This window comes from Streptomyces sp. Z423-1, from assembly GCF_013009255.1.
GTDB classification, from domain to species: domain Bacteria; phylum Actinomycetota; class Actinomycetes; order Streptomycetales; family Streptomycetaceae; genus Streptomyces; species Streptomyces gossypiisoli.
Genome location: NZ_CP053109.1, coordinates 8,543,465 through 8,567,610, shown reverse-complemented (window position 1 = coordinate 8,567,610; position 24,146 = coordinate 8,543,465). Strand labels below are relative to the sequence as shown.

General features: G+C 71.5%; 22 protein-coding genes. 7 read left to right on the top strand and 15 right to left on the bottom strand.

The genetic code is table 11. The features are described 5' to 3' along the window. Positions 1 to 199: 199 nt before the first annotated feature. Entirely contained in the window at positions 200 to 940 is a 741-nt protein-coding gene (locus tag HJD23_RS39080) for a maleylpyruvate isomerase family mycothiol-dependent enzyme (RefSeq protein ID WP_171109351.1), read from the top strand. A gap of 21 nt (positions 941 to 961) precedes the next feature. Here the strand turns inward: HJD23_RS39080 and HJD23_RS39075 are convergent, their stop codons facing one another. Then, entirely contained in the window at positions 962 to 1,357 is a 396-nt protein-coding gene (locus HJD23_RS39075; protein WP_171109352.1) for a MarR family transcriptional regulator, read from the bottom strand. 86 nt (positions 1,358 to 1,443) lie between these two features. On the opposite strand from HJD23_RS39075, the gene HJD23_RS39070 reads away from it, so the two are divergent. Beyond that, on the top strand, positions 1,444 to 2,925 hold the full coding sequence (locus tag HJD23_RS39070; protein ID WP_171109353.1) for an MFS transporter: 1,482 nt from the start codon (positions 1,444 to 1,446) through the stop codon (positions 2,923 to 2,925). 73 nt (positions 2,926 to 2,998) lie between these two features. Next, positions 2,999 to 3,283: a DUF6332 family protein gene (locus HJD23_RS39065; RefSeq protein WP_171109354.1), complete on the top strand. Its 285-nt coding sequence runs from the start codon at positions 2,999 to 3,001 to the stop codon at positions 3,281 to 3,283. On the opposite strand, the gene HJD23_RS39060 is transcribed toward HJD23_RS39065, so the two are convergent. The 4 genes from HJD23_RS39060 to HJD23_RS39045 form a co-directional block, all read right to left on the bottom strand. After that, entirely contained in the window at positions 3,244 to 3,909 is a 666-nt protein-coding gene (locus HJD23_RS39060; RefSeq protein ID WP_171109355.1) for a response regulator transcription factor, read from the bottom strand. The two genes, HJD23_RS39065 and HJD23_RS39060, sit on opposite strands and share 40 nt — an antisense overlap. Continuing rightward, entirely contained in the window at positions 3,906 to 5,123 is a 1,218-nt protein-coding gene (locus tag HJD23_RS39055) for a sensor histidine kinase (protein ID WP_171109356.1), read from the bottom strand. Before HJD23_RS39055 ends, HJD23_RS39060 begins: the two co-directional genes overlap by 4 nt. A 217-nt stretch (positions 5,124 to 5,340) precedes the next feature. Then, positions 5,341 to 5,484, bottom strand: coding sequence for a hypothetical protein (locus HJD23_RS44450; RefSeq protein ID WP_232108321.1), 144 nt, complete (start codon positions 5,482 to 5,484; stop codon positions 5,341 to 5,343). A gap of 103 nt (positions 5,485 to 5,587) precedes the next feature. After that, a complete protein-coding gene (locus HJD23_RS39045; protein WP_171109357.1) occupies positions 5,588 to 6,838 on the bottom strand; it encodes a geranylgeranyl reductase family protein in 1,251 nt (416 codons plus the stop codon). Between the two features lie 182 nt (positions 6,839 to 7,020). On the opposite strand from HJD23_RS39045, the gene HJD23_RS39040 reads away from it, so the two are divergent. After that, the gene (locus tag HJD23_RS39040; RefSeq protein WP_171109358.1) at positions 7,021 to 8,376 is read left to right on the top strand and encodes a dipeptidase; all 1,356 of its coding nucleotides are present in this window, start codon (positions 7,021 to 7,023) and stop codon (positions 8,374 to 8,376) included. Positions 8,377 to 8,477: 101 nt separating this feature from the next. Here the strand turns inward: HJD23_RS39040 and HJD23_RS39035 are convergent, their stop codons facing one another. The 8 genes from HJD23_RS39035 to HJD23_RS39000 all read right to left on the bottom strand — a co-directional run bounded on the left by HJD23_RS39035 (position 8,478) and on the right by HJD23_RS39000 (position 17,223). Further along, the gene (locus tag HJD23_RS39035) at positions 8,478 to 9,599 is read right to left on the bottom strand and encodes a dipeptide ABC transporter ATP-binding protein (protein WP_171109359.1); all 1,122 of its coding nucleotides are present in this window, start codon (positions 9,597 to 9,599) and stop codon (positions 8,478 to 8,480) included. A gap of 26 nt (positions 9,600 to 9,625) precedes the next feature. After that, positions 9,626 to 10,705: an ABC transporter ATP-binding protein gene (locus HJD23_RS39030; protein WP_232108347.1), complete on the bottom strand. Its 1,080-nt coding sequence runs from the start codon at positions 10,703 to 10,705 to the stop codon at positions 9,626 to 9,628. 89 nt (positions 10,706 to 10,794) lie between these two features. After that, complete coding sequence (locus tag HJD23_RS39025; RefSeq protein ID WP_171109360.1) at positions 10,795 to 11,787, bottom strand: ABC transporter permease; 993 nt, start codon at positions 11,785 to 11,787, stop codon at positions 10,795 to 10,797. Positions 11,788 to 11,793: 6 nt separating this feature from the next. Further along, complete coding sequence (locus HJD23_RS39020; RefSeq protein ID WP_171109361.1) at positions 11,794 to 13,461, bottom strand: ABC transporter substrate-binding protein; 1,668 nt, start codon at positions 13,459 to 13,461, stop codon at positions 11,794 to 11,796. An 85-nt stretch (positions 13,462 to 13,546) separates the two neighbouring features. Further along, on the bottom strand, positions 13,547 to 14,491 hold the full coding sequence (locus HJD23_RS39015) for an ABC transporter permease (protein ID WP_171109362.1): 945 nt from the start codon (positions 14,489 to 14,491) through the stop codon (positions 13,547 to 13,549). Between the two features lie 260 nt (positions 14,492 to 14,751). Next, a complete protein-coding gene (locus tag HJD23_RS39010) occupies positions 14,752 to 15,792 on the bottom strand; it encodes an NUDIX hydrolase (RefSeq protein WP_171109363.1) in 1,041 nt (346 codons plus the stop codon). Positions 15,793 to 15,934: 142 nt separating this feature from the next. After that, a complete protein-coding gene (locus tag HJD23_RS39005) occupies positions 15,935 to 16,165 on the bottom strand; it encodes a hypothetical protein (RefSeq protein WP_171109364.1) in 231 nt (76 codons plus the stop codon). 104 nt (positions 16,166 to 16,269) lie between these two features. After that, positions 16,270 to 17,223 carry an ROK family protein gene (locus HJD23_RS39000; RefSeq protein ID WP_171109365.1) on the bottom strand — a complete coding sequence of 318 codons (954 nt, stop codon included), beginning with the start codon at positions 17,221 to 17,223 and terminating at the stop codon, positions 16,270 to 16,272. 189 nt (positions 17,224 to 17,412) lie between these two features. Here HJD23_RS39000 and HJD23_RS38995 point away from each other — a divergent pair, with 189 nt between their 5' ends. After that, complete coding sequence (locus HJD23_RS38995) at positions 17,413 to 18,450, top strand: LacI family DNA-binding transcriptional regulator (protein ID WP_171109366.1); 1,038 nt, start codon at positions 17,413 to 17,415, stop codon at positions 18,448 to 18,450. A gap of 7 nt (positions 18,451 to 18,457) precedes the next feature. Further along, the gene (locus tag HJD23_RS38990) at positions 18,458 to 19,273 is read left to right on the top strand and encodes a hypothetical protein (protein ID WP_171109367.1); all 816 of its coding nucleotides are present in this window, start codon (positions 18,458 to 18,460) and stop codon (positions 19,271 to 19,273) included. Here the strand turns inward: HJD23_RS38990 and HJD23_RS44445 are convergent. Together HJD23_RS44445 and HJD23_RS38980 are read right to left on the bottom strand one after the other, a co-directional pair. Continuing rightward, positions 19,219 to 21,561: a serine/threonine-protein kinase gene (locus HJD23_RS44445; RefSeq protein ID WP_240980917.1), complete on the bottom strand. Its 2,343-nt coding sequence runs from the start codon at positions 21,559 to 21,561 to the stop codon at positions 19,219 to 19,221. The two genes, HJD23_RS38990 and HJD23_RS44445, sit on opposite strands and share 55 nt — an antisense overlap. 106 nt (positions 21,562 to 21,667) lie before the next feature. Then, positions 21,668 to 22,972, bottom strand: a complete 1,305-nt coding sequence (locus HJD23_RS38980; protein ID WP_171107771.1) for an aldolase/citrate lyase family protein — start codon at positions 22,970 to 22,972, stop codon at positions 21,668 to 21,670. A 191-nt stretch (positions 22,973 to 23,163) separates the two neighbouring features. Between HJD23_RS38980 and HJD23_RS38975 the strand changes: the two genes are divergently transcribed. After that, complete coding sequence (locus tag HJD23_RS38975) at positions 23,164 to 24,093, top strand: endonuclease/exonuclease/phosphatase family protein (RefSeq protein WP_171107769.1); 930 nt, start codon at positions 23,164 to 23,166, stop codon at positions 24,091 to 24,093. The last annotated feature ends 53 nt before the right edge of the window (positions 24,094 to 24,146 follow it).

Below are 24,146 nucleotides of genomic sequence, written 5' to 3'. Positions count from 1 at the left end.
TTCACCCGGTGGTCGGGCGCCACACCCCTAAGTTCCAGTGGACCGTCGAGCAGCGGGCCGGCCTGCACAAACTCCCGACATCAGCTCACGCCGGCTCCCACGAAACGCCGGACGGGCGGCCAACCAGACCGTCCGGCATTGCCCATATTGAGGAAAGACGCTGCCCCTCGACCGCGCCCCATACGGCAGACTCACTCGCATGGAGATCGTCGACTTCATCAACACCCTCGACCGCGAGGGCCGGTTGCTCGCCACGGCCGCCGCCGAGGCCGGGACCGGCGCCAAGGTGCCGACCTGCCCGGACTGGCAGGTCAGGGACCTGCTGCGGCACACGGGCATGGTGCACCGCTGGGCGACCGCCTTCGTCGCCGAGGCGCGGACCTCGTACCAGCCCGCAGGGGAACTGCCCGACCTGGACGGCGACGAGCTGGTGACCTGGTACCGGGAGGGGCACCGCCGGCTCGTCGACACCCTCTCCGCCGCCCCGCCCGACGTGCAGTGCTGGCAGGTGCTGCCCGCCCCCTCCTCGCTGGCCGGCTGGGCGCGGCGGCAGGCGCACGAGACGACCGTGCACCGCGTCGACGCCGAGGCGGCGCGCGGCGGTACGAGCGCGGAGATCGCCCCCGACTTCGCGGTGGACGGCATCGACGAACTGCTGCGCGCCTTCCACGCCCGCCGCAAGAGCGCCGTGCGCACCGAGGAGCCCCGGGTGCTGCGGGTGCGGGCGACCGACGCGGACGACGCGGTGTGGACCGTACGGCTGTCCGCGGAACCGCCGGTGACGGAACGGGACGACGCCGGCGCCGCCGACTGCGACATCGGCGGACCGGCGGACCGGCTGTATCTCTCGCTCTGGAACCGGCTGCCGTTTCCCGAGGTCGGTGGGGACAGCGCGCTGGCCGATCTGTGGCGGGAGAAGTCCGGGATCGTCTGGAGCTGATGCCCGGCCCCGTGGCGTGGGTCAGTCCGCCAGCATCCGGGTCAGCACCGCCCGCTGCACCGGCAGCACCGCGCCGTGCAGGGCGCGCCCCTTCGCCGTGAGCGCCACCCGGACACCGCGCCGGTCCTCGGGGCACATGGCGCGTTCCAGGAGCCCGTCCTTCTCCAGCCGGGCGACCAGCCGGGACAGCGCGCTCTGGCTGAGGTGGACCCGCTCGGAGATCTCCTGGACGCGCAGGGAGCAGGCGCCGGTGCCGGACGTGGAGCCGGAGGCGAGCACGTCGAGTACTTCGAAGTCGCTGGCGCACAGGCCGTGTTCGTGCAGTGCGCGGTCTATCTCGCACTGCGTGCGCGCGTGCAGGGCCAGGATGTCCCGCCACTGCTCAACAAGCGCCTGCTCGGCCTTCTTCGCCGCCATGACGGCACCGTAGCAGAGAAGTTAAATTCTTGCATCAGCATTAAATGCGCTTGCATTGAATGCAGGCGCATGTAGTGTCGGGTGCCATGACCTCTCCGCTCACCACCACGGCGTCCGAGGGACGCTGGACCCCCCGGCTGTGGGGCACCCTGCTGGTGCTCTGCGCCGCGATGTTCCTCGACGCGCTGGACGTCTCGATGGTCGGCGTCGCCCTGCCGTCCATCGGCGCCGACCTCGGACTGTCCACCTCGGCCCTGCAGTGGGTCGTCAGCGGCTACATCCTGGGCTACGGCGGCCTGCTCCTCCTCGGCGGCCGCACCGCCGACCTGCTCGGCCGGCGCCAGGTCTTCCTGGTGGCCCTGGGTGTCTTCGCTCTCGCCTCGCTGCTCGGCGGCCTGGTCGACTCCGGCCCGCTGCTGATCGCCAGCCGCTTCATCAAGGGCCTGAGCGCGGCCTTCACGGCCCCCGCCGGCCTGTCGATCATCACGACCACGTTCCCCGAGGGGCCGCTGCGCAACCGCGCCCTGGCCATCTACACCACCTGCGCCGCCACCGGCTTCTCCATGGGCCTGGTGCTGTCCGGCCTGCTCACCGAGGCCAGTTGGCGTCTGACCATGCTGCTGCCCGCGCCGATCGCCCTGACAGCCCTGATCGCGGGCCTGAAGCTGCTGCCGCACAGCGCCCGCGAACGCGACCACAACGGCTATGACATCCCCGGCGCCATCATCGGCACCGCCTCGATGCTGCTGCTGGTCTTCACCGTCGTGCAGGCGCCGGAGGCCGGCTGGGCCTCCGCGCGGACGCTGCTGTCCTTCCTGGCGGTCGCCGTGCTGCTCACCGTCTTCGTCGTGGTCGAGCGCCGCTCGCCCGGGCCGCTGATCCGGCTCGGTGTGCTGCGCTCGGGCACCCAGATCCGCGCCCAGCTCGGCGCCATGACCTTCTTCGGCTCGTACGTCGGTTTCCAGTTCCTGGTCACGCTGTACATGCAGTCCCTGCTCGGCTGGTCGGCGCTGCACACGGCGCTCGCGTTCCTGCCGGCGGGCGCGCTGGTGGCGCTTTCGTCGACGAGCGTGGGCTCGATCGTGGACCGGTTCGGCACCCAGCGCCTGCTCGCGGTGGGCTTCGCGCTGATGGTCGTCGGCTACGCGCTGTTCCTCGGCGTCGACCTCGACCCGGTCTACGCGGCGGCGATCCTGCCGAGCATGCTGCTGATCGGCGCGGCCTGCGCGCTGGTGTTCCCGTCGCTCAACATCCAGGCCACCAACGGCGTCGACGACCACGAGCAGGGCATGGTCTCCGGCCTGCTCAACACGTCCGTGCAGGTCGGCGGCGCGATCTTCCTCGCCGTGGTGACGGCGGTGGTGACCGCGGGCGCCCCTGAGAACGCCACCCCGCAGGCCGTCCTCGACAGCTACCGGCCGGGCCTGATCGTGGTGACGGGAATCGCCGTCGCCGGCCTGCTGATCGCGCTGTCGGGACTGCGCACGAAGCGTGCGCAGCGGACCGTCGTGGTCACCCGGTCCATGGTGAAGGAGACGGAAGCGGAGCGCGTACCGGTCCGCGACTAGGGGAGACCGTCTCCGGTGTGTGCCCGGCGGGGCCTGCTTGCTCCGCCGGGCGCACGCATGTTTGATGCAGGTCATGGAGACTTACGGGGGACGGCGTACGCAGGCCGAGCGGGACGCGATCACCGTGGAGATCGGGTACGCGCTGTGCAGCGCGGCGTTCGCGGCGGCGGTGGTCGTCGGGGCGGTCGCCGGTCCGGCGTGGCTCTTCGAACTGCCCCGCGTGATGGAGACCTGGCTGGTCCGCGCGGGACTGGTCCTCGGGCCGGTGCTGTTCGTCGTACGGGTGATCGCCGTGCTCGTCCGCTTCCGGCACGCTACTCAGCCGAGCCAGCCCGGCCGCACCAGCCCCGACTCGTAGGCCAGCACCACCAGTTGGGCCCGGTCCCGCGCGCCCAGCTTCACCATGGTGCGGCTGACGTGCGTTTTCGCGGTGAGGGGGCTGACGACCAGTCGGCGGGCGATCTCCTCGTTGGACAGGCCGATGCCGACCAGGGCCATCACCTCCCGCTCCCGCTCGGTGAGTTCCGCGAGGGCGTCGGCGGCCGCGGGCTCCTTGGAACGGGCCGCGAACTCGGCGATCAGCCGCCGCGTCACGCCCGGCGAGAGCAGCGCGTCGCCCGCGACCACCGCCCGTACCGCGCGCAGGAGTTCGTCCGGCTCGGTGTCCTTGACCAGGAAGCCCGAGGCGCCGGAGCGGAGCGCCTCGAAGACGTACTCGTCCAGCTCGAACGTGGTCAGCATGACCACCTTCACGTCCTTCAAGGTCGCGTCCTCGGTGATCCGGCGCGTGGCGGCCAGGCCGTCGAGGACGGGCATCCGGATGTCCATCAGCACGACGTCGGGCCGCAGTTCGCGCACCGTGCGCAGCGCCTCCTCACCATCGGCGGCCTCCCCGGCCACCTCGATGTCCGGCTGCGCGTCCAGCAGCGCCTTGAAGCCGGCCCGGACCAGTGACTGGTCGTCGGCGAGAGCTACGCGGATCACCGGTCGTCGTCCTTTCTCGTCAGCGGCAGGGTGGCGAGCACCCGGAAGCCGCCGTCGGGTCGCGGGCCCGCCTCGATGGTGCCACCCAGCGCGGCCGCCCGTTCCCGCATTCCGGCCAGTCCGTTGCCGCTGCCGCCCGCGTCGGCGCCGGTCGCCGGCCCGTCGTCGTCGATGCGCAACCGCAGCGCGCCGCCCGTCCGATCGAGGTGCACGCGCGCGTGCCGGGACCCGGAGTGCCGTACGACATTGGTGAGGGCCTCCTGGACGATCCGGAACGCGGCGAGGTCCGTCCCGGGCGGCAGGCGGGGCGACTCGCCCTCGACCGTCACCGTCAGCCCGGCGCTCGCCGCCTGTTCGACCAGCTCGGGCAGCCGGTCCAGACCGGGCGCCGGAGTGCGCGGCGCGTCCCCCGGCGTGCGCAGGGTGTCGAGGACCTGGCGGACCTCGCCGAGCGCCTCCTTGCTGGCGTCCTTGATCGTGGTGAGCGCCGTGCGCGCCTGCTCCGGGTCGCTGTCGAGGAGGGCGAGCCCGACGCCCGCCTGCACATTGATCACGGAGATGCTGTGCGCGAGCACGTCGTGCAGTTCACGCGCGATCCGCAACCGTTCCTCGTCGGCCCGCCGCCGCGCCGCCTGCGCCCGCTCGGCCCGCTCCCGCGCCCACTGCTCACGCCGGGTCCGGGCCAGCTCCGACAGCGCCACGATCGCCACCGCCCAGGTGGCGGTCACGATCTCCTGCGTCCAGGAGGCGGGCGCGTCCCCGGACGGCGGCAGCCACCGGTAGAGCCAGTGCGCGACCAGCACATGCGCCGCCCACAACATCCCCAGCGCTGCCCACGCGGCCCTGCGGTGCCCCGCGACGATCGCGCTGAAGCAGGCGACGGCGACGGTGAGCAGCACGGGCCCGTACGGATATCCGGCGCCCAGATACACCGCGACGGCCACCGCGTTCCCGAACACCACCGGCACCGGGAACCGCTGCCGCCACAGCAGCGCCCCCGCCGCCACCACCAGCAGCACGCGCGCGAAGGGGTCGAGCGCCGCCCGCTCCCCCTCCTGGCCGTGCGCGGCGAAGCCGGAGCCCACGAGCACGAAGGCGGTGAGCAGCACGGTGGAGCGCCACGGCCACCGGCCCGGCCGCTCCTCGTCCCAGTGGCCCGCCCATGGCGGCCCGTGCCGCCACCACCCGCCACGACGTCCCCGCTGCTCCTCCATGTCCGCCACGCTAGACCGCCCCCACGCCGCACGGCGTCAGCCGGGCGAGGTGATCACACGTACTCCCCACGAAGTACGACCCGGAGCTGCTGCCCTTGCCGCCGGTGCCGGTGCCTTGACGGCTCTGCGCGGCCCTGTCCGGCCGGGCCCTCCTGCGCCGGTGACGCAGACACCGACGTCACAGACGCCGACGACCCGGATACCGACGCCACAGACCTCAGGAGCCGACCTCGCCGCCCTCAGCCGTCGCACCTGCCACGGCCTGGCGGTCCAGCGCGGCCCGGCCCTGCGGAATGACGGGGCCGACGGTGTGGGCGAGCTGACCGACAGCATGCCGGAAGAACGGCTCGCGGTCCTCCACGCTCCTCACCTGGGCGGCAGATCGGGCGCAAGATCGGCAGCCTCCGGACCACCTCCGGCCGCAACTCCTCCGACGGGCGCCACGGACACCGGCGCTACCGATCTCAGGGGCTGACCTCGCCGGTCTCGGCCGTCCTCTCCGCACCCGGCCGGCGGTCCAGCGCGGTCAGGGCGCGCTGGGCCATCGGATGCGTGCGGACGATCTCGCCCAGGGATGTGGCGCCCCGCGTGATGTCCATGAACGCCTTCCACGCCGGCCGGAAGCCGGTCAGCGCCGCGTGGAAGAGCCCGGGCCGCCGCTCGAACACCGTCAGCATCCGCCTGCCGACCGCCATCTCCACACCCAGCCCGGCCTTGATCGCGAACGCGTAGTTCAGGGCCTGCCGGCGCGTGTCCACCGCGTCGTGCGCCTCCGCGATCCGCACCGCCCACTCCCCCGCGAGCCGCCCCGACCGCAGCGCGAACGAGATGCCCTCGCGCGTCCACGGCTCCAGCAGCCCCGCCGCGTCGCCGCACACCAGCACGCGCCCGCGCGACAGCGGCGAGTCGTCGGCGCGGCAGCGGGTCAGGTGCCCAGAGGAGATGCTCGGCTCGAAACCGGCGAGCCCCAGCCGCCCGACGAAGTCCTCCAAGTACCGCTTGGTCGCGGCCCCTTCACCGCGCGCGGAGATCACCCCGACCGTCAGCGTGTCGCCCTTGGGGAAGACCCACCCGTAACTGCCCGGGATCGGCCCCCAGTCGATGAGGACCCGCCCCTGCCAGTCCTCCGCGACCGTGTCCGGCACCGGGATCTCCAGCTCCAGGCCGAGATCCACCTGGTCGAGCTTGACCCCGACGTGCGCGCCTATCCGGCTGGCGCTGCCGTCCGCGCCGACCACGGCCCGCGCCAGCAGCGTCTCACCGCCCTGCAGCACGACGGCGACCGTACGCCGGTCCGGCACCGCCGACCCGTGCTGCTCGACCCGGGACACCGTGACGCCCGTGCGCAGCTCGGCGCCCGCCTTCTGCGCGTGCTCGACGAGCTGCTGATCGAACTCGGGCCGGTTGATCAGCCCGAAGAGCATCTGCTTGGAGCGCCGGGTACGGCTGAAGCGGCCGTTGTTGGCGAACGTCACCGCGTGCACCCGGTCCCGCAGCGGCAGGTCGAACCCGGGCGGCAGAGCATCGCGCGAGGGGCCGATGATCCCGCCGCCGCACGTCTTGTAGCGGGGCAGCTCGGCCTTCTCCAGCAGCAGCACGCGCCGCCCCGCGACCGCCGCCGCGTAGGCCGCCGAGGCCCCCGCGGGTCCCGCGCCCACCACGACGACGTCCCACACCTGCCGCCCGTCGTCCGCCGAAGAGTTCTCGCTGCTCACGATGGTCTACTGCTCCCGATCCGCCGCCTGCCGAACTGTCCCCCGCATCCTACGGCGGTGATCGCCGCAGGCCGCTGTGGGAGGATCGGCACCGTATGCGCCCCGCACACCAGGGCGCGCATGCACCCGCCTGGTCGCGGATGCCCACGAAGTACAACGTCGCACCTACGAGGAGCGTGCCCATGTCGTCGAATCCGGTCGCCGAGACCGTCGCCTCGCTGATGCCCAGGGCGAAGGCGGAGCTCACCGAGCTGGTGGCCTTCAAGTCGGTGGCGGACTTCGACCAGTTCCCGCGCAGTGAGAGCGAGGGCGCCGCGCGCTGGATCGCGGACGCGCTGCGCGCCGAGGGCTTCGAGGACGTGGCGCTGCTCGACACCCCGGACGGGACGCAGTCGGTGTACGGCCACCTGCCCGGGCCCGCGGGCGCGAAGACCGTGCTGCTGTACGCCCACTACGACGTGCAGCCGCCACTGGACGAGGCCGGGTGGATCACCCCGCCCTTCGAGCTGACCGAGCGCGACGGCCGCTGGTACGGCCGCGGTGCCGCCGACTGCAAGGGCGGCCTGATCATGCACCTGCTCGCGCTGCGCGCCCTCAAGGCCAACGGCGGGGTGCCCGTGCATGTGAAGGTGATCGCAGAGGGCTCCGAGGAGATGGGGACGGGCGGTCTGGAGCGGTACGCGGAGGAGCACCCGGAGCTGCTGGAGGCCGACACGATCGTGATCGGCGACGCGGGCAACTTCCGGGTGGGACTGCCCACGGTGACCTCGACCCTGCGCGGTATGACCCTGCTGCGCGTCCGGGTCGACACCCTCCAGGGGAATCTGCACTCCGGCCAGTTCGGCGGCGCCGCGCCGGACGCGCTGGCCGCGCTGATCCGCGTACTGGACTCGCTGCGCGCGGAGGACGGTTCGACCACGGTCGACGGGCTGACCGCCGACGAGCAGTGGGACGGATTGCAGTACGACGAGGGGCAGTTCCGCAAGGACGCCAAGGTGCTGGACGGGGTCGGGCTGATCGGCTCCGGCACGGTCGCCGACCGGATCTGGGCGCGTCCGGCCGTGACCGTCCTCGGCATCGACTGCCCGCCGGTCGTGGGCGCCACCCCGTCCGTGCAGGCGAGTGCCCGCGCGCTGATCAGCCTGCGGGTGCCGCCCGGCGTGGACGCGGCCGAGGCGACGAAGCTGCTCCAGGCGCACATCGAGGGGCACACGCCGTGGGGCGCGCGGGTGAGCACCGAGCAGATCGGTCAGGGCCAGGCGTTCCGCGCGGACACGTCCAGCCCGGCGTACCAGGCGATGGCCGACGCGATGGCGACGGCGTATCCGGGTCAGGAGATGCAGTACGCCGGCCAGGGTGGCTCCATCCCGCTGTGCAACACCCTCGCCGCCCTCTACCCCCACGCGGAGATCCTGCTCATCGGCCTGAGCGAGCCGGAGGCCCAGATCCACGCCGTGAACGAGAGCGTGTCCCCCGAGGAACTGGAACGACTCTCCGTTGCGGAGGCCCTCTTCCTGCGCAACTACGCGGCAAGCTGAGCACCGCGTCACCGGCCGGGACGGCGGGGGGCCTCCTCCCACGCCCGCTCCGCACGGCGGACGGTGGCCGGTCAGCCTGGCCGCCGTGGCTCCCCGCCGCCTCAGGTCGGCATGCCGGTCGTCCCCGTCGACGTCTCCTCCATCGCCGCGAGCGCCGGATCGAGGACGACGTCGGCGCGTGGCACGGTCGTCGGTTCCTCGGGGAAGTGGCAGGCGGTCAGGTGTCCCTCGGCGTTGCCCGGGATGCGGACCAGCGGCGGCTCCTCGGTCGCGCACTTGTCCCGGGCCTTCCAGCAGCGGGTGCGGAAACGGCAGCCGGAGGGCGGGTTGATGGGCGAGGGTACGTCTCCGGCCAGCCGGATGCGCTGGCGCGCCCCGGTGAGGTCCGGATCGGCCTCGGGTACGGCCGACAGCAGGGCGTGCGTGTAGGGGTGCCGGGGCCGTGCGTAGAGCGCCTCCCGGTCGGCGATCTCGACGATCCTGCCGAGGTACATGACCGCGACCCGCTCGGAGAAGTGGCGGACGACGGCGAGGTCGTGGGCGATGAAGACGAAGGCGATGCCGAACTCCCGTTGCAGATCCTGCAGCAGGTTGACGACCTGGGCCTGGATGGACACATCCAGCGCCGACACGGGTTCGTCGGCGACGATGAGCTTGGGCCGCAGGGCGAGGGCGCGGGCGACGCCGATGCGTTGGCGCTGGCCGCCGGAGAATTCGTTCGGGTAGCGGTTGTAGTGCTCGGGGTTGAGGCCGACCGTCTCCAGCAGTTCCTGGGCGCGCCGCTTGAGGCCCTGCGGCGGGTTGACGCCGTGGAGCTTCATCGGCGTCTCGATGATGGTGCCGACGGTGTGGCGGGGGTTCAGCGACGAGTACGGGTCCTGGAAGATCATCTGGAGGTTCCGGCGCGCCTGCCGCATCCCTGACACGGACGTGTGGGTGATGTCCTCGCCGTCGAACGTGATCGTCCCGGCCGTGGGTTCCAGCAGCCGGGTGATCAGGCGGCCCGTCGTGGACTTGCCGCAGCCGGACTCCCCGACCAGGCCCAGCGATTCTCCCGCCCCGACGGAGAAGTCGATGCCGTCCACGGCGCGTACGGCCCCGATCCGGCGCTGGAAGAGGATGCCCTGCCGGATGGGGAAGTGCTTGTGCAGGCCCGTGACTTCGAGGAGGTTGTCGTGCGCGGGAGCCTGACGCGCGAGGGTGGGAGGGGTGGTGGTGCTCATGGAACGCTCCTGTTCGTCCGCTGCCGTTACTGTGCGGCCCGCGTGTTCTCGCCGCCGCGGATGTCCGCGACCAGGTGGCACGCCGCGATGTGCTCGGCGGTGCCGGGAACCGGGACCAGTTCGGGCCGTTCCAGCGAGCAACGGCCGTCCGGGACCTGGTCCTTGTGGGGGCAGCGCGGGTGGAAGGCGCAGCCGCCGGGGAGGTTGATCAGGCTGGGCGGAGAGCCGGGGATCGGGTTCAGGCGTCGGCCGACGTCGCCGGCGATATGCGGCATCGACTGCAGCAGGCCCCAGGTGTAGGGGTGTTGGGGCCGCTTCAGTACGTCCCGTACGGTGCCGTACTCGATCCGTCGGCCGCCGTACATCACGAGGATGTCGTCGGCGACGCCGGCGACCACGCCGAGGTCGTGCGTGATGATCACGACGGCGGACCCGAACTCCTGCTGGAGGTCGCCGATCAGGTCCAGGATCTGCGCCTGGACGGTGACGTCCAGGGCGGTCGTGGGCTCGTCGGCGATCAGCAGCGCGGGGTCGCAGACGAGGGACATGGCGATCATGGCGCGTTGCCGCATGCCCCCGGAGAACTGGTGGGGGTAGTCCTTCGCCCGGCGCTGGGGCTGCGGGATGCCGACGCGCTGGAGCATCTCCACGGCGCGGTCGTTCGCCTCCTTCCTGGAGACCTGGTGGTGCACGCGATAGGCCTCGGCGATCTGGGCGCCGACGGTGAAGAACGGGTGCAGCGCGGACAGCGGGTCCTGGAAGATCATGGACACGGTGCTGCCCCGTAGTTGGCGCATCTCCTTTTCCGGCAGGGCGACGAGTTCCCTGCCGTCCAGCCAGACCTCGCCGGAGACCAGGGCGCGCGTGCCCTTGTGCAGCCCGAGCAGGGCCAGGGATGTCACCGACTTGCCGGAGCCGGACTCGCCGACGATGCCGAGGGTCCGGCCCTTGTCCAGGGTGAAGGACACGCCGTCGACGGATCTGACGACGCCGTCCTCGGTCGGGAAGTGCACGCGCAGATCCCGTACGTCGAGAAAGGCGGAGGTGGCGGTCGGGACGGCGGAGGGCCGCGGTTGGGCATGCGGGGACTCCGGCAAGCCCTCCATGGACGGGGACTCCGGCGAGCCCTCCATGGGCTGGGACTCGGGTGATTCCTTGGTCGGCTGGGACACTGGCGTTTCCTTGGTGTGCTGGGTCAGGCGAGGCGTACGCGCGGATCGACGAGGCCGTACACCAGGTCCACGACCACGTTGGCGAGGACGACGAACGTGGCGGCGAACAAAGTGGTGCCGAGGATGACCGGCAGGTCGGAGTTCTGCACCGAGTTCACCGCCAGCTTGCCGATGCCGTTGATGCCGAACACCGACTCGGTGATGACCGCGGAGCCGCCGATGAGCGAGCCGACGTCCATGCCGAAGATGGTGACGACCGGGGTGATCGCGGCCCGCAACCCGTGCTTGAGGACGATCCTGCCGGCCGGCAGCCCCTTGGCCCGTGCGGTGCGCATGTAGTCCTCGCCGAAGACTTCGAGCATGGAGGAGCGGGTGAGCCGGGTGTACAGGGCGAGGTAGACGACGACCAGGGTGGCCCAGGGCAGGAGGAGCCCCTGGAACCAGGCGACCGGATCCTGGGTGATCGGGGTGTACCCGGCGGCGGGCAGGAGCTGCCACTTGTCGACGAACAGGTACAGCAACAGCAGTCCGACGAAGTAGATCTGCAGCGAGACGCCGAACAGGGCGGCCCCGACGGCCAGCTTGTCGGTGGCCCTGCCCCTGCGGACCGCGGCCAGCGTGCCCAGCCCGAGGCCGGCGACGAGGAAGACCGCCGCGGCCCCCAGGCCGAGCGAGAGGTCCGCCGGGAAGTCCTGCAACAGCGTGGTGAGGACGGGTGTGTCGGTCTGGAACGAGACTCCGAGGCACGGTGCGCCGCAGTGGATCCGCACGCTCTGGTCGCCGTAGTCGCGGCCGGCGAAGAGCCCCTTGAAGAACTCCCAGAACTGGACCACGGTGCTCCGGTCGAGGCCCAGTGAGTGCCTGATCTCCGCGAGACGGGCGGGTGAGCAGGTCTTTCCGCAGGCCAGCAGGGCGGGGTCGGACGGCAGCGCGAAGAAGACGAAGAAGGTGATGACGCTGATCACCAGGAGGATCAGGGCCGCTGCCAGCAGGCGCCGGACGAGATAGCGAAACATGTCGGGTCAGTGCTTGACGTAGACGTGCACCAGGCTGGGTTCGGCGAGGATGGGGTCCGGGATGACCCCGCCGACCTTGGTACCGGCCAGCTCGCTGAAGTCCATGTACATCAACGGCACCACGGCGGCGTCCTTCATGATCTGCTCGTCCATGTCGCCGTAGATGGCGTTGCGCCGGGTGAGGTCGGTTGTCTTCGCAGCCTTGTCGATCATCGCGTTGACCTTCGGGTCGTTCAGGTACGACAGGTCCTGGTTGGCCTGCGGGTTCTTGGCGATCAGCCGGCCGTCGAAGAGGGTGGGCAGTACGGTCGAGGCGTTCGGCCAGTCGGCGATCCAGTCGCCCCAGGTCAGGTCGTACTGGTTCTTGACGTTGTCGACGGTGCTGAAGTAGTTCGCCGTCTGGATCGGGACGATGTTGACGTCGATCCCGATCCTGGCGAGGGACGTCTTCACCGCGTCGGCGAAGTGCTCCTGCGTGGGCGACTCCTCCACGGCCAGCGACAGGGTCGGCTTCGGGTTGCCCGCCTGCCGCATCAGCGCCTTGGCCTTGGTGAGGTCACCGGCCGGGTCGGTGCTGTACAGGTTGAACTTCTTGTAGCCGCCGATGCCGGGGCTCAGCATCGTGCTCGCGTACTCGCCGTAGGCCGCACCGCCGAAGGCGCCGCGGACGGTGGCCTTGTCGATCGCGTACTCGATGGCCTGGCGGACCTTGAGGTTCTTGACCGTGTTCTGGTTGATTGCCAGGTAGTTGATGCCCGGTGCCGGAATCTTGTAGTAACGCGACTTGAGCGTCGGGTCGTTGGCGATCGAGTTCAGGTCGGAGCCGGCGATCGGGTACTGCATGATCGCGGTCTGGGCGGCTGGGCCGTCCGACTTGATCTGCTGGTCGATGGCGCTCTGGTCCTGGCCGAACTTCACGTCGAACTCGTCCACGTTCTGCTCGCGGACCGGATCGGTCGACTGCTTCCAGTACTTGTTCCGGACGAGAACGAGTTCCTTGTTGTGGGTGTACGACTTGATCATGTACGGCCCGTCGGACCAGACGTGGGTGTCGTACGTCGAGCCGGTGTCGTGGGCCTTGGGCACCGCCGACCAGTTGGTCATGGCCGTCGCCTCGTTGAAGTCGGCCACGGGCCGGCTGAGGTGGAAGACGATCGTGCTCTTGTCCGGCGTCCGGATCGAGGCGAGCTGCTTGCCGCCGTACGGGCCCTTGTAGCTGCCGCCACCGACCAGCCACTGCGCCGCGTACGGCGGGCCGCCGTTGATGTCGCCGGAGAAGCCGCGCTCGATGCCGTACTTGACGTCCTGCGCGGTGACGTCGCTGCCGTCCTGCCACTTGATGCCCGGCCGCAGGTGGAAGGTCCAGGTCGTGTCGTCCTTGCCGGGCGTTCCGGTGCCGGTGGCGAGGTCTCCCACGAGCTTGGGTCGGGCGCCGGTCTCGTCCCAGGTGGTGAGGGTGCGCACGAGCAGTTCGTCGGTGCTGTCGGGCTGTGTGTAGTACGTCCGCTGGGGGTCGAGGTGGTCGTAGTCCGCGTTGTCGAGGATCGTCAGCGTGCCGCCCTTGACCGGGCTGCCACCGGCGTCGGCGGCGGAGCCGCCGCCGCAGGCCGTGGCCCCGAGGGCGACGGCCAGGGCGGACACCGAGAGAGCGACTGTGCGCCGGGTGCGCGTCATGGGGGAACACTCCGTTCTTGTCATGGGCTCGGCCTGGGTCGCACGTCGGTGGACCGCCGGGGCCGGCCGCCTGGATGGCAGCCCGTCAGCCGCGCTGGGCGCGGGGGTCGAGGGCGTCCCGTATGCCGTCCCCGAGGAGATTGAGGGCGAGGACGAGGATCAGGAGCAGGACGCCGGGGATGAACAGGTACATCGGGTCCTGCACGAAGAACTGGGAGGCGTCCGACAGCAGCGCTCCCCAGTCCGGGCTGGGCGGGATGACACCGACACCCAGATAGGACAGCGCAGCCTCCGTGGTGATGTTCTGCGGAACGGCGAGCGCGAAGGAGATGAGGAGCGGCGCCCACAGGTTCGGCAGCAGCTGACGGAAGAGGATGTGCCGCCGGCCGGCGCTCATGATCCGCGCGGCGTCGACGAACTCCCGTTCGCGCAGGGACAGCACCTGGCCCCGCACCAGGCGGGCGGTGTAGGCCCAGGAGAACAACGCGATGTTGCCGATCAGGACGACCAGCCGGAGCTTCTCGTTGGTACCGCCGTGGCTGTTGGTCTGCAGGGCGTTCTGGATCACCGGGGTGAGAGCGATGATGAACAGCAGCTGCGGGAACGCCAGCATCACATCCATGATCCGCGACAGCAGGGTGTCGACCCAGCCGCCGAAGTAGCCGGCCGCGAGCCCGGCCACCACACCGGCGACGGTGGACAGCAGGGCGGAGGCGAAGCCGACGAGCAGCGAGGTGCGCAGTCCGTAGACGATCCGGCCGAACAGGTCGTATCCCGTTCCGGGTTCGACGCCGAGCAGGTGGGTGAGGCTGATGCCGCCGAGAGATCCGTACGGCTGGTTGCCGGTGTCGGGGTTGATGGCCGCGTTGTCGGGACTGATCGGACCCCAGCCGGTCACCTTGGTGAGCAGCGGGGCCAGCAGCGCGATCACGACGAAGAGGAGCAGGACCACCAGCGCGGTCATGGTGACCTTGTCCCGCCGGATGCGCTGAAGGGCTGCACGCGTCGGCGGCTGCCTGGAACTCGTCATGCGGATCTGCCCCTGGGTGAAAGGAAATCGGGTGGCGCCCGTAACCGGCGCGGCGAAACTGTGCGCACTTTCGCAACGGTTTTCGAGCCCGGTCAATCAAAAATGAGGCAGAAAGGGGGACTATTTGCCCTTATGGCAGAGAGTTGACGACACCGGGAAGGGTCGTTGATGCACGGCTCAACGGACTCCTACCGTTGTCGGGGAGTTTCCTTACATCTGGTAAGGCAGCCGGACGCACCGGCGGCGGCACGGCGCCACCCTCAGCCGACCGGAACCCCCGCCTCCAGATACAGCGCCGCCCCGCGTTCCCGGGCCCGCAGCGCCCAGCGCAGCCGTTCGTAGCGGACCGGCGGCAGCAGACCGGCCGCCTCCTGTTCGGTGACGAAACGCCAGCCGCGCAGTTCAGGACCGGGCAGCAGCAACTGCCGTGCCTCCGTGGAGTCGAGGCTGCCACCGTCGAAGAGGAGGCGCAGACCGCCGTACCCGGGAGGCGCGGGCGACTCCCAGTCGACGACGAGCAGGCGCGGTACGTCGTCCAGGTGGATCCCGGTCTCCTCGGCGACCTCGCGGATGCCGGCACGTGCGGGCGCCTCGCCCGGTTCGACGACGCCGCCGGGGAACTCCCAGCCCGCCTTGTAGGTCGGGTCGACGAGCAGCACACGGTCCTGTTCGTCGAAGAGCAGGACACCGGCGGCGAGTGTCTCGGCGGTGGGTTCGGGGGTCTGCACGATGTCGCAGACGGGCACGGCACCGGAACTGACGGCCTCGGCGATCCGGACGGCGGTCTCGTACGGGGTGAGGGCGCCGTTGTCGACGGGGTGGGCGTCGGCGGTGAGCCAGGTGGCGAGGGCGGCCTTGTACGGCTCGATCTGGTCGTACGACCACTGCCGCACCCGTATCTCGCCGTCGGGCAGGTCCCGCGGTATCTCACGGTCGGCTATCCGCTCGCGCAGGATCGTTTCGGCCGGGGCGAGCAGGACATGCCGGACGGTGATCCGACGGGCGGCGAGGCCGCCGAAGATCTCGTCGCGGTACTCCTGCCGCAGCAGGGTCATGGGCACGACGAGCGTGCCGCCGAGTTCGGCGAGCATCGCGGCCGCCGTGTCGATGACGAGGCGTCGCCAGATCGGCAGATCCTGGAAGTCGCCGACCTCGGCGAGGCGTTTGGCCGGCAGCAGGTGCGTGAGTGTGCCGCCGATGACCTCGGGGTCGAAGAGCGTGCTGTTCGGGATCAGGTCGATCAGTTCCCGTGCGGTGATGGTCTTCCCCGCACCGAACGCGCCGTTGATCCAGACGATCACGGTTCCCCCTCTTCTGTTGGCCCCCTGTGCCTTGCCCGCTTCACCCTGCCACGGAAACAAGCCCCAGTTGAGGGTGCACAAGCGGAAGCGCCGGCACCCCTTGTGCGGGGCCCGGCGCTTCGCCGTATCGCTGTCCGCTGCCTCAGTGGGCCTTGTGACTCTTCTTGCCGCTGTTGTTGACGCTGTGGTGGCCACCCGTGCCGCCGTGGTCCAGCCGCAGGTTTTCGTTGGCGAGGGTCTTGTCGAGCTTGCTGAGGGTGTCCGCTACGTCGATGTTGCCCAGCCCCTCACCCACGGCGTGGGAGGGGGTGACCGCCGCGACGACGAAACCGGTGGCGAGGGAGGCGATGGCGAGCATGCTGCGCTTCTTCATGCCCGATCAACTGACGGACCCGTTCCGGAGTCACGCACCAATACGGATTCAACGACCCCGCCGCCACCGCGGACTCCGGCTGAACGTTCCTGCCGACGCGGCCCTCACACACCTGCCGCCGCGGCGTCCGCCCTCCTGCCCAGGACCGCCGCGGCGGCCCCCACCAGGCCCGCGTCGGTGCCCATCCGGGCCGGCACCACGGTCAGGCGCTGGACGAACGACAGGGTCGCGTAGTCGGCGAGGGCCTTGCGCAGGGGCGCGAAGAGCACCTCGCCCGCCTTGCCCACTCCCCCGCCGATCACGGCGATGTCGATCTCGACCAGGGTCGCGGTGGCCGCGATGCCCGCGGCCAGGGCCTGGGCGGCCCGTTCGAACGAGGCCACGGCGACCGGGTCGCCCGCACGCGCGGCGGCGGCCACCGCGGCGGCGGAGGTGTCGCCGTCGGGGCCCGGCAGCCAGCCGGCCTCCAGGGCGCGGCGGGCGATGTTGGGGCCGCTGGCGATGCGCTCCACGCAGCCGCGCGAGCCGCATGGGCAGGGGTCGCCGTCGAGATCCACGCTGATGTGGCCGATATGGCCCGCATTGCCCGTGGGGCCGGGGTGGAGGCGGCCGTCGAGGACCAGGCCGCCGCCGACGCCGGTGGAGACGACCATGCACAGCGCGTTGCCGTGGCCGCGTGCCGCGCCCTGCCAGTGCTCGGCGGCGGTGATGGCCACGCCGTCGCCGATCAGCTCGACGGGCAGCCCACCGGTCGCCGCCCGGACCCGGGCCACCAGCGGATAGTCGCGCCAGCCGGGCACGTTCACCGGGCTGACCGTGCCCGCGGAGGCGTCCACCGGGCCCGCGCTGCCGATGCCGACCGCGTCGGCGCGGCTCCACGGCGGCGCGGCGGCGAGTTCGCCGATCACCTCCTCGACGGCCCGCATCACGGTGTCGCCGTCCTGCTGAGCGGGCGTGGGGCGCTGGGCGCGCACCACGATCCGGCCGCCGCCGTCCACCAGCGCGCCTGCGATCTTGGTGCCGCCGATGTCGAGCGCGGCCACGAGGTCGGTGTGCATCAGTGTGAGATCCCCCGTCACCTTGGGAAATGGGCTGGCCGACCCAGCGGTGGGGCGCGGGCCGGGGAGTGCGCTGGACAGTCTCCCCCGCTTCTGACAACGTTGTCCAGGCTCTATGCTCGACGCCACATCCTCATACAAACCATGGACCGACGCATCCCCGTGGACCACAGGACAGGACACCGCACCGTGCCCGAGACCCATCGCCTCGCCGGAACCCGCTACGGAAACCGGCCCACCATGAAGGACGTAGCGGCCCGCGCCGGAGTCGGACTGAAGACGGTCTCCCGGGTCGTGAACGGGGAACCGGGCGTGACCCCGGAGACCGAGCGGCGCGTCCAGGAGGCCATCGAGGCGCTAGGTTTCCGCCGCAACGACAGTGCGCGGGTGCTGCGCAAGGGCCGGACGGCGAGCATCGGGCTGGTCCTGGAGGACCTCGCCGACCCCTTCTACGGCCCTCTGAGCCGCGCCGTGGAGGAGGTCGCCCGCGCGCACGGCGCCCTGCTGATCAACGGCTCCAGCGCCGAGGACCCCGACCGGGAGCAGGAGCTGGTGCTGGCGCTGTGCGCGCGGCGGGTGGACGGGCTGGTGGTCATCCCGGCGGGTGACGACCACCGCTATCTGGAGCCCGAGCTGAAGGCGGGCGTCGCCACGGTGTTCGTGGACCGTCCGGCCGGGAAGATCGACGCCGATGTCGTCCTGTCGGACAGCTACGGCGGCGCCCGGGACGGCGTGGCCCATCTGATCGCGCACGGGCACCGGCGGATCGGGTTCATCGGCGACATGCCGCGCATCCACACCGCCGCCGAGCGGCTGCGCGGCTACCGGGCGGCCATGGAGGACGCCGGGATAGCGGTCGAGGACGCCTGGATGTCCCTGGGGGCCACGGATCCGCTGCGGGTGCGGCGGGCGGCCGAGGAGATGCTGTCCGGTCCCTCCCCGGTCACCGCGATCTTCGCGGGCAACAACCGGGTGACGGTCACCGTGATCCGGGTCCTGGCCGAGCAGCCGCGCCGGGTCGCGTTCGTCGGGTTCGACGACATCGAGCTGGCCGATCTGCTCCAGCCGGGTGTCACCGTCGTCGCGCAGGACGCGGCGGCGCTGGGCCGTACCGCCGCCGAACGGCTGTTCCGCCAGCTGGACGGCTCGCTGGTGGTCCCGGAGAAGATCGAACTGCCGACCCGGCTGATCACCCGCGGCTCGGGCGAGCTGCCGCCGGCGGACTGAGCGGCCCGTGGACGACCGCGCGCAACCTCTTGAGGACCGCACCCTGGAGGCACTCGGGCTTGCCGATGCGCCTCGCGAGCAGCCGCTGAGCTATCCGGGGGCCTGGCCCCGGGAGTCGGGGCTTCTGGACGGGGACCGGCTGCTGCCGCTGGAGCGACTGGTGCACGAGGACCGGACGCCGGTGCTCGCCGTCGGCTCCAACGCCTGCCCCGGCCGACTGCGTCACAAGCTGTGCGAGTTCGGGATCCGGTCACCCGTCCCGATGGTGCAGGCCCGGGTCACCGGCATCGACGTGGGTGTCTCCGCGCACGTGAGCCGCATGGGATATGTCTCGGCGTCGCCGGTCCACTCGCCCGGCTGCTTACGGGAGTTGTTCGTCATCTGGCTGGACGCCGAGCAGCTGGCGGTGGTGGACGCGAGTGAGGGCGTGCCCCTGCCGCACGGCAACTTCGACCGGGCCTGGCTGCCCGCGCCCGACGTACGGATCGAAGTGGCGGACGGTACGACGCTGCCGGGCGCGTATGTGTACGTCAACCGGCACGGCGTCCTGCGTGACGGCACCGAGGCGCCCCGTAGGCACCCCGGTCAGCGGGCTCTGCTGACGGAACTCCTCGTTGGTTCGCCCCGGTTGCGGGAGCTGTTCGGTTCGACGCCCGAGCAGTTCTGTGCGCGGGCGCGGGCCGACCGGTGGTTGTGCGCACGGGGTACGCGGCTGTTCGCCGACGAGAAGCTGGTGACGGCGTCCGGGCTGGAGCGGTACGTACGGGCTCAGCAGACCGGGAGGCCGGGCACCGGGGCGTCGTTGTCGCCGCCCTGGATGTAGACGGCGCTGACGTAGACGCCGGCGTTGCCGCTGTCGTCGTCGGTGCGGCCCCACCAGACGTTGGTCCACTCGCCGTAGGTCTCGCGGCGCCCCAGGTTCTGCTGGCAGTAGAAGTAGTTGGTGCCCGCGTTGAGGATGCCGACCTCGGTGCCGGAGGCGGTGTAGGACTTGGCGGTGCGCCAGACCGTGCAGTTGTACTTGCCGCCGCCTATGGAGTGGCAGGACGGCGCGGGGGTGGTCTCGGTGCCGCCGCCCGTCGAACCGCCGCTGGTGGTCCCGTCACCGGCCGTCTGCGACGGGGAGGCGGCCTTGGATGGTGCCGTGTCCTTGGGAGCGGGCTCGCGCTCCTCGCCGGTCGACTGCTCCGCGGTCGGCGTCTTCTTGTCGTGGGCGCCCTGCTCGGAGGGCTTGGCATCGGCCGAACCGCCGCCCTCGGTGGGGCCGGTGGCCGAGGGTGCTGCCGTGGCGCGGGGGATGGATTCCGTGGGCTGCACACCTGCCGTCGCCTCGCCCGGGGAGTTGTCAAGCATGAGGACCGTGACACCGGCCGCCGCGAGGACGACCACGACCGCGGCAGCCGCGAGCAGCGCACGGCCCTTGCGGCGGGGTGCGAGGGCGGGGACGGGGCCGGTGGGGGTGGAGGTGGCGGGCGGGGTCGGCCCGGAGGGACCGGCGGTGTGGAGGGCTTGCGGATCGGGGGCGGTATGGGCGGGGGCGCCGTAGCGCTGTGGGCCGGGGCTAGTCTGCGCGGACGCGCCGAAGCCCTGCGAGCCCGGGCCGGTTTGCGCGGACGCGCCGAAGCCCTGCGAGCCCGGGCCGGTCTGCACAGGCGCACCAAAGCCCTCCGAGCCCGGGCCGGTCCGCACAGGCGCACCAAAGCCCTCCGAGCCCGGGCCGGTCCGCACAGGCGCACCAAACCCCTCCGAGCCCGGGCCGGTCCGCACAGGCGCACCAAACCCCTCCGAGCCCGGGCCGGTCCGCACAGGCGCACCAAACCCCTGCGAGCCCGGGCCGGTCCGCACAGGCGCACCAAAGCCCTCCGAGCCCGGGCCGGTCCGCACAGGCGCACCAAACCCCTGCGAGCCCGGGCCGGTCCGCACAGGCGCACCAAAGCCCTCCGAGCCCGGGCCGGTTTGCGCGGGCGCGCCGAAGCCCTGCTGACCAGGCTCCGTCCGCGCAGCCGCGCCGGACGCCTGCGAAGCCGATCCCGGCTGCCCGCCGAAGACCTGCGCGCCCGACCCGGTCTCCCCGCCGACGCCCTGTCCGTCGGCGAAGGCCTGCGCCGCCCCACCCGACGCTCCCTGAACCGGCCCGAACCCCGGCGGTACCGCCGGAACGCTCAGTTCCGTCTCTGGTCGGCCCGTCGGCTCCTCCCGCGAGCGTGCCCCCGCTGCCGCACCCCGCAGCAGCGCTGTCGGCAGGTCCGCCGCAGGTGCGTCCGCGACCGCCTGCAGGAACTCGCGTGCCTCCTCCGCCTCCGGTCGGGACTCCGGGCGCTTGTCCATCAGGCGGCGCAGGACGGGGCCCAGGGGACCGGCGCGTCGGGGTTCCGGCAGGGGTTCGGCGACGATCGCCGTGAGGGTCGAGTACGTCGACGTACGGCGGAACGGGGAAGCGCCTTCGACGGCGGCGTACAACGTGGCGCCGAGGGCCCAGACGTCCGAGGCGGGGCCGGGGTCGGCGCCCTGGGCCCGTTCGGGGGCCAAGTAGTCGAGGGAGCCGACGAGTTCGCCGCTGCGGGTGAGGTGGGTCGCCGAGCCGTCGCCGGGGTCCTCCATCGTCGCTATGCCGAAGTCGGTCAGCAGCACCCGCCCCGAGCGGTCCAGCAGGATGTTGCCGGGCTTCACGTCACGGTGCAGTACGCCGACTCGGTGGGCGGCGGCCAGCGCGTCCAAGACCTTGGCGCCGATCCCGGCGGCCTCCCGCGGGTCGAGCGTGCCCCGGTCGCGCAGCACGTCGTCCAAGGAGGGCCCGTCGACCAGCTCCATCACGATCAGCGGGCGGCCGTCGACCTCGGCGATGTCGTGCACGGCGACGACCCCGGGATGCCGTACCCGGGCGGCGGCACGGGCCTCGCGCTGCATCCGCAGCCGCAGATCGGCGAGTTCGGGCCCGGCGGCGTCGGTGTAGGTGCGCAGTTCCTTGACGGCGACCTCACGGCCGAGGACTTCGTCGACCGCTCTCCAGACCACGCCCATGCCGCCCCGGCCGAGCTGCGCCACCACGCGATAGCGTCCGGCCAGCAACCGACCGGCCCCGTCCGCCTGTCCGTACTCCCCCGAAGACACCGCTGCCCCGTTCCTACGCCCTACGACCCTTGCATGAGTGCCGTACAGATTACGGGGCAGCACCGACGACAACGGCCGCAGGTGGCCTCTGTGACAGGCCCGCCGCCTACTTCGCGGACGCGGTCAGGTCGCCCCGCCTGGGTGCGGCGAAGCCTTCCAGGTCGGCCCGGGTGAGGCCGGTCAGCCGGGCGACCTCGGCGATGTCGACCGCGCCGCAGTCCAGGCCGCGCAGCAGGTAGCCGCTGAGGGCCTTGGCGGTGGCGGGCTCGTCCATGACGTCGCCGCCGGCCCGGTTGGCGTAGCGGGCGAGGCGCGCGGCGGCCTGCTCGAAGCCCTCGCGGTAGAAGGCGAAGACGGCCGCGTACCGGGTGGGGATGTGACCGGGGTGCATGTCCCAGCCCTGGTAGTAGGCGCGGGCCAGGGCGCGGCGGGTGAGGCCGTAGTGCAGTCGCCAGGCGTCGTGAACCTTTTCCGTGGGGCCGACCGGCAACACATTCGTCGAGCCGTCCGACACCCGCACACCCGTGCCCGCCGCCGCGACCTGCATGATCGCCTTGGCGTGGTCGGCGGCGGGGTGGTCGCTGGCCTGGTAGGCGGCGGAGACGCCGAGGCAGGCGCTGTAGTCGAAGGTGCCGTAGTGCAGCCCGGTGGCGCGGCCCTCGGCGGCCTGGATCATCCGGGCGACGGTGGCGGTGCCGTCGGCGGCGAGGATGGACTGGCTGGTCTCGATCTGGATCTCGAAGCCCAGCCGGCCGGGTTCCAGGGCGTGCGCCTTCTCGAACGCGTCCAGCAGCCGGACCATGGCGGTGACCTGCTCCGGATACGTCACCTTGGGCAGGGTGAGGACCAGCCCGTCCGGCAGGCCGCCGGCCCGCATCAGGCCGGTGAGGAAGATGTCGAGGGTGCGGATGCCCCGGTCCCGTACCGGCGCCTCCATGCACTTCATGCGGATGCCCATGTACGGCGCCGCAGTCCCGTTCTCGTACGCCTGCGCGATCAGCCGTGCCGCCCGGGCGGCCGTCTCGTCCTCCTCGGCGTCGGGGCGGGGGCCGTAGCCGTCCTCGAAGTCGACGCGGAGGTCCTCGATGGGCTCGCGTTCCAGTTTGGCGCGCACGCGCGCGTACACGGGCTCGGCGAGGTCGTCGGCGAGCCCCAGGACGGCGGCGAAGGACGCGGCGTCCGGGGCGTGTTCGTCGAGGGCGGCGAGCGCCTGGTCGCCCCAGGAACGGATGGTGTCGGCGGCGAAGGCGTCACCGGGGACGTAGACGGTGTGGACGGGCTGACGGGTGCCGGGGTCTCCGGGGTAGCGGCGCTCCAGTTCGGCGTCGACCGGCGCGAGGGAGTCGCTGATCTCCTCGCTGACCGTGCCCGCGAGGCTCGTCGCGACCTGCTCCTGCTGGCCCTGACCCATCCCACACCCTCCTATTTTCCGCTATGCGGAATCAACAATCCGTAGAATGAAGTTATCCGGGGACCTTCCACCAGGTCAACACCGCTTCCTCACCGGGCCACCCGGACCTTTCGGCATGTTCACGCTCATCTCATGAGGCGGTAGAACACTTCGTACACCGACTCCCCTGGCCGCCCCGTCGAAGGAGCCCCGTGCCGAACCAGAGCCGAGTCACACGCCGCCTGGGCCTGAAGACCGCGTTAGCCGCGGCGGCCGCCCTGCCCCTCTCCAGTACAGCACTGTCGTCGTCGGCCGCCTCGGCGGAGGAGCCCGACCTCACGCCCGCGGTGAAGCGCGCCGGCCGACGGTTGGAGACCATGTCGTTCAACCTCCGCTTCGCGAGCACCACCGAACCCAACAGCTGGGCCGTGCGCAGACCCGTGACGCGGGAGCTGCTGCGCCGCGAGCGCCCGCACCTCATCGGCACCCAGGAGGGCCTCTACCAGCAGCTGCTGGACATCGAGTCCGACCTCGGCCCGCACCACGACTGGATCGGCACCGGCCGCGCGGGCGGCAGCCGCGACGAGTTCATGGCGATCTTCTACGACACCCGGCGCCTCGCCCCGCTCGAGTACGACCACTTCTGGCTCTCCGACACCCCCGACGTCATCGGGTCGAACACCTGGGGCGGCGGATCCATCCGCATGGTCACCTGGGTCCGCTTCCGTGATCTGCGGGACGGCGACCGGGAGTTCTACTTCCTCAACACCCACCTGGACAACCGCAGCCAGGACGCACGCGCGCGTGCCGCCGCGCTGACCGCGCAGCGGATCGCCGGACTGGACCGCTCGCTGCCGCTGCTGGTGACCGGCGACTTCAACGTCGCCGCGCACAAGAACCCGGTCTACGACACGATGCTGGGCGCCGGGCTCGTCGACACCTGGGAGACGGCCGCCGAGCGCGGCCCGCACTACGCCACCTTCCACGGCTACCGGCCGCTGACGCCGAACGGCGACCGGATCGACTGGATCCTCGCCACGCCCGGCGTCACCGTGCACCGGGCGGACATCAACACCTTCTCGGTGGACGGGCAGTTCCCGAGCGACCATCTGCCCGTGCAGGCGACCCTCACGCTCGGATGACCCACGAATGAGCCATGAATGAGCCTCGGATGAGCCGAGGCCCCCGTGACCGT

What these genes read in the sequence shown, in the direction of transcription:
- HJD23_RS39080 (WP_171109351.1), top strand. Translation starts at nt 200, where the DNA reads ATGGAGATCGTCGACTTCATCAACACCCTCGACCGCGAGGGCCGGTTG.
- HJD23_RS39075 (WP_171109352.1), bottom strand. Translation starts at nt 1,357, where the DNA reads ATGGCGGCGAAGAAGGCCGAGCAGGCGCTTGTTGAGCAGTGGCGGGAC.
- HJD23_RS39070 (WP_171109353.1), top strand. Translation starts at nt 1,444, where the DNA reads ATGACCTCTCCGCTCACCACCACGGCGTCCGAGGGACGCTGGACCCCC.
- HJD23_RS39065 (WP_171109354.1), top strand. Translation starts at nt 2,999, where the DNA reads ATGGAGACTTACGGGGGACGGCGTACGCAGGCCGAGCGGGACGCGATC.
- HJD23_RS39055 (WP_171109356.1), bottom strand. Translation starts at nt 5,123, where the DNA reads ATGGAGGAGCAGCGGGGACGTCGTGGCGGGTGGTGGCGGCACGGGCCG.
- HJD23_RS39040 (WP_171109358.1), top strand. Translation starts at nt 7,021, where the DNA reads ATGTCGTCGAATCCGGTCGCCGAGACCGTCGCCTCGCTGATGCCCAGG.
- HJD23_RS39035 (WP_171109359.1), bottom strand. Translation starts at nt 9,599, where the DNA reads ATGAGCACCACCACCCCTCCCACCCTCGCGCGTCAGGCTCCCGCGCAC.
- HJD23_RS39030 (WP_232108347.1), bottom strand. Translation starts at nt 10,705, where the DNA reads ATGGAGGGCTTGCCGGAGTCCCCGCATGCCCAACCGCGGCCCTCCGCC.
- HJD23_RS39025 (WP_171109360.1), bottom strand. Translation starts at nt 11,787, where the DNA reads ATGTTTCGCTATCTCGTCCGGCGCCTGCTGGCAGCGGCCCTGATCCTC.
- HJD23_RS39020 (WP_171109361.1), bottom strand. Translation starts at nt 13,461, where the DNA reads ATGACGCGCACCCGGCGCACAGTCGCTCTCTCGGTGTCCGCCCTGGCC.
- HJD23_RS39015 (WP_171109362.1), bottom strand. Translation starts at nt 14,491, where the DNA reads ATGACGAGTTCCAGGCAGCCGCCGACGCGTGCAGCCCTTCAGCGCATC.
- HJD23_RS39005 (WP_171109364.1), bottom strand. Translation starts at nt 16,165, where the DNA reads ATGAAGAAGCGCAGCATGCTCGCCATCGCCTCCCTCGCCACCGGTTTC.
- HJD23_RS39000 (WP_171109365.1), bottom strand. Translation starts at nt 17,223, where the DNA reads ATGCACACCGACCTCGTGGCCGCGCTCGACATCGGCGGCACCAAGATC.
- HJD23_RS38980 (WP_171107771.1), bottom strand. Translation starts at nt 22,972, where the DNA reads ATGGGTCAGGGCCAGCAGGAGCAGGTCGCGACGAGCCTCGCGGGCACG.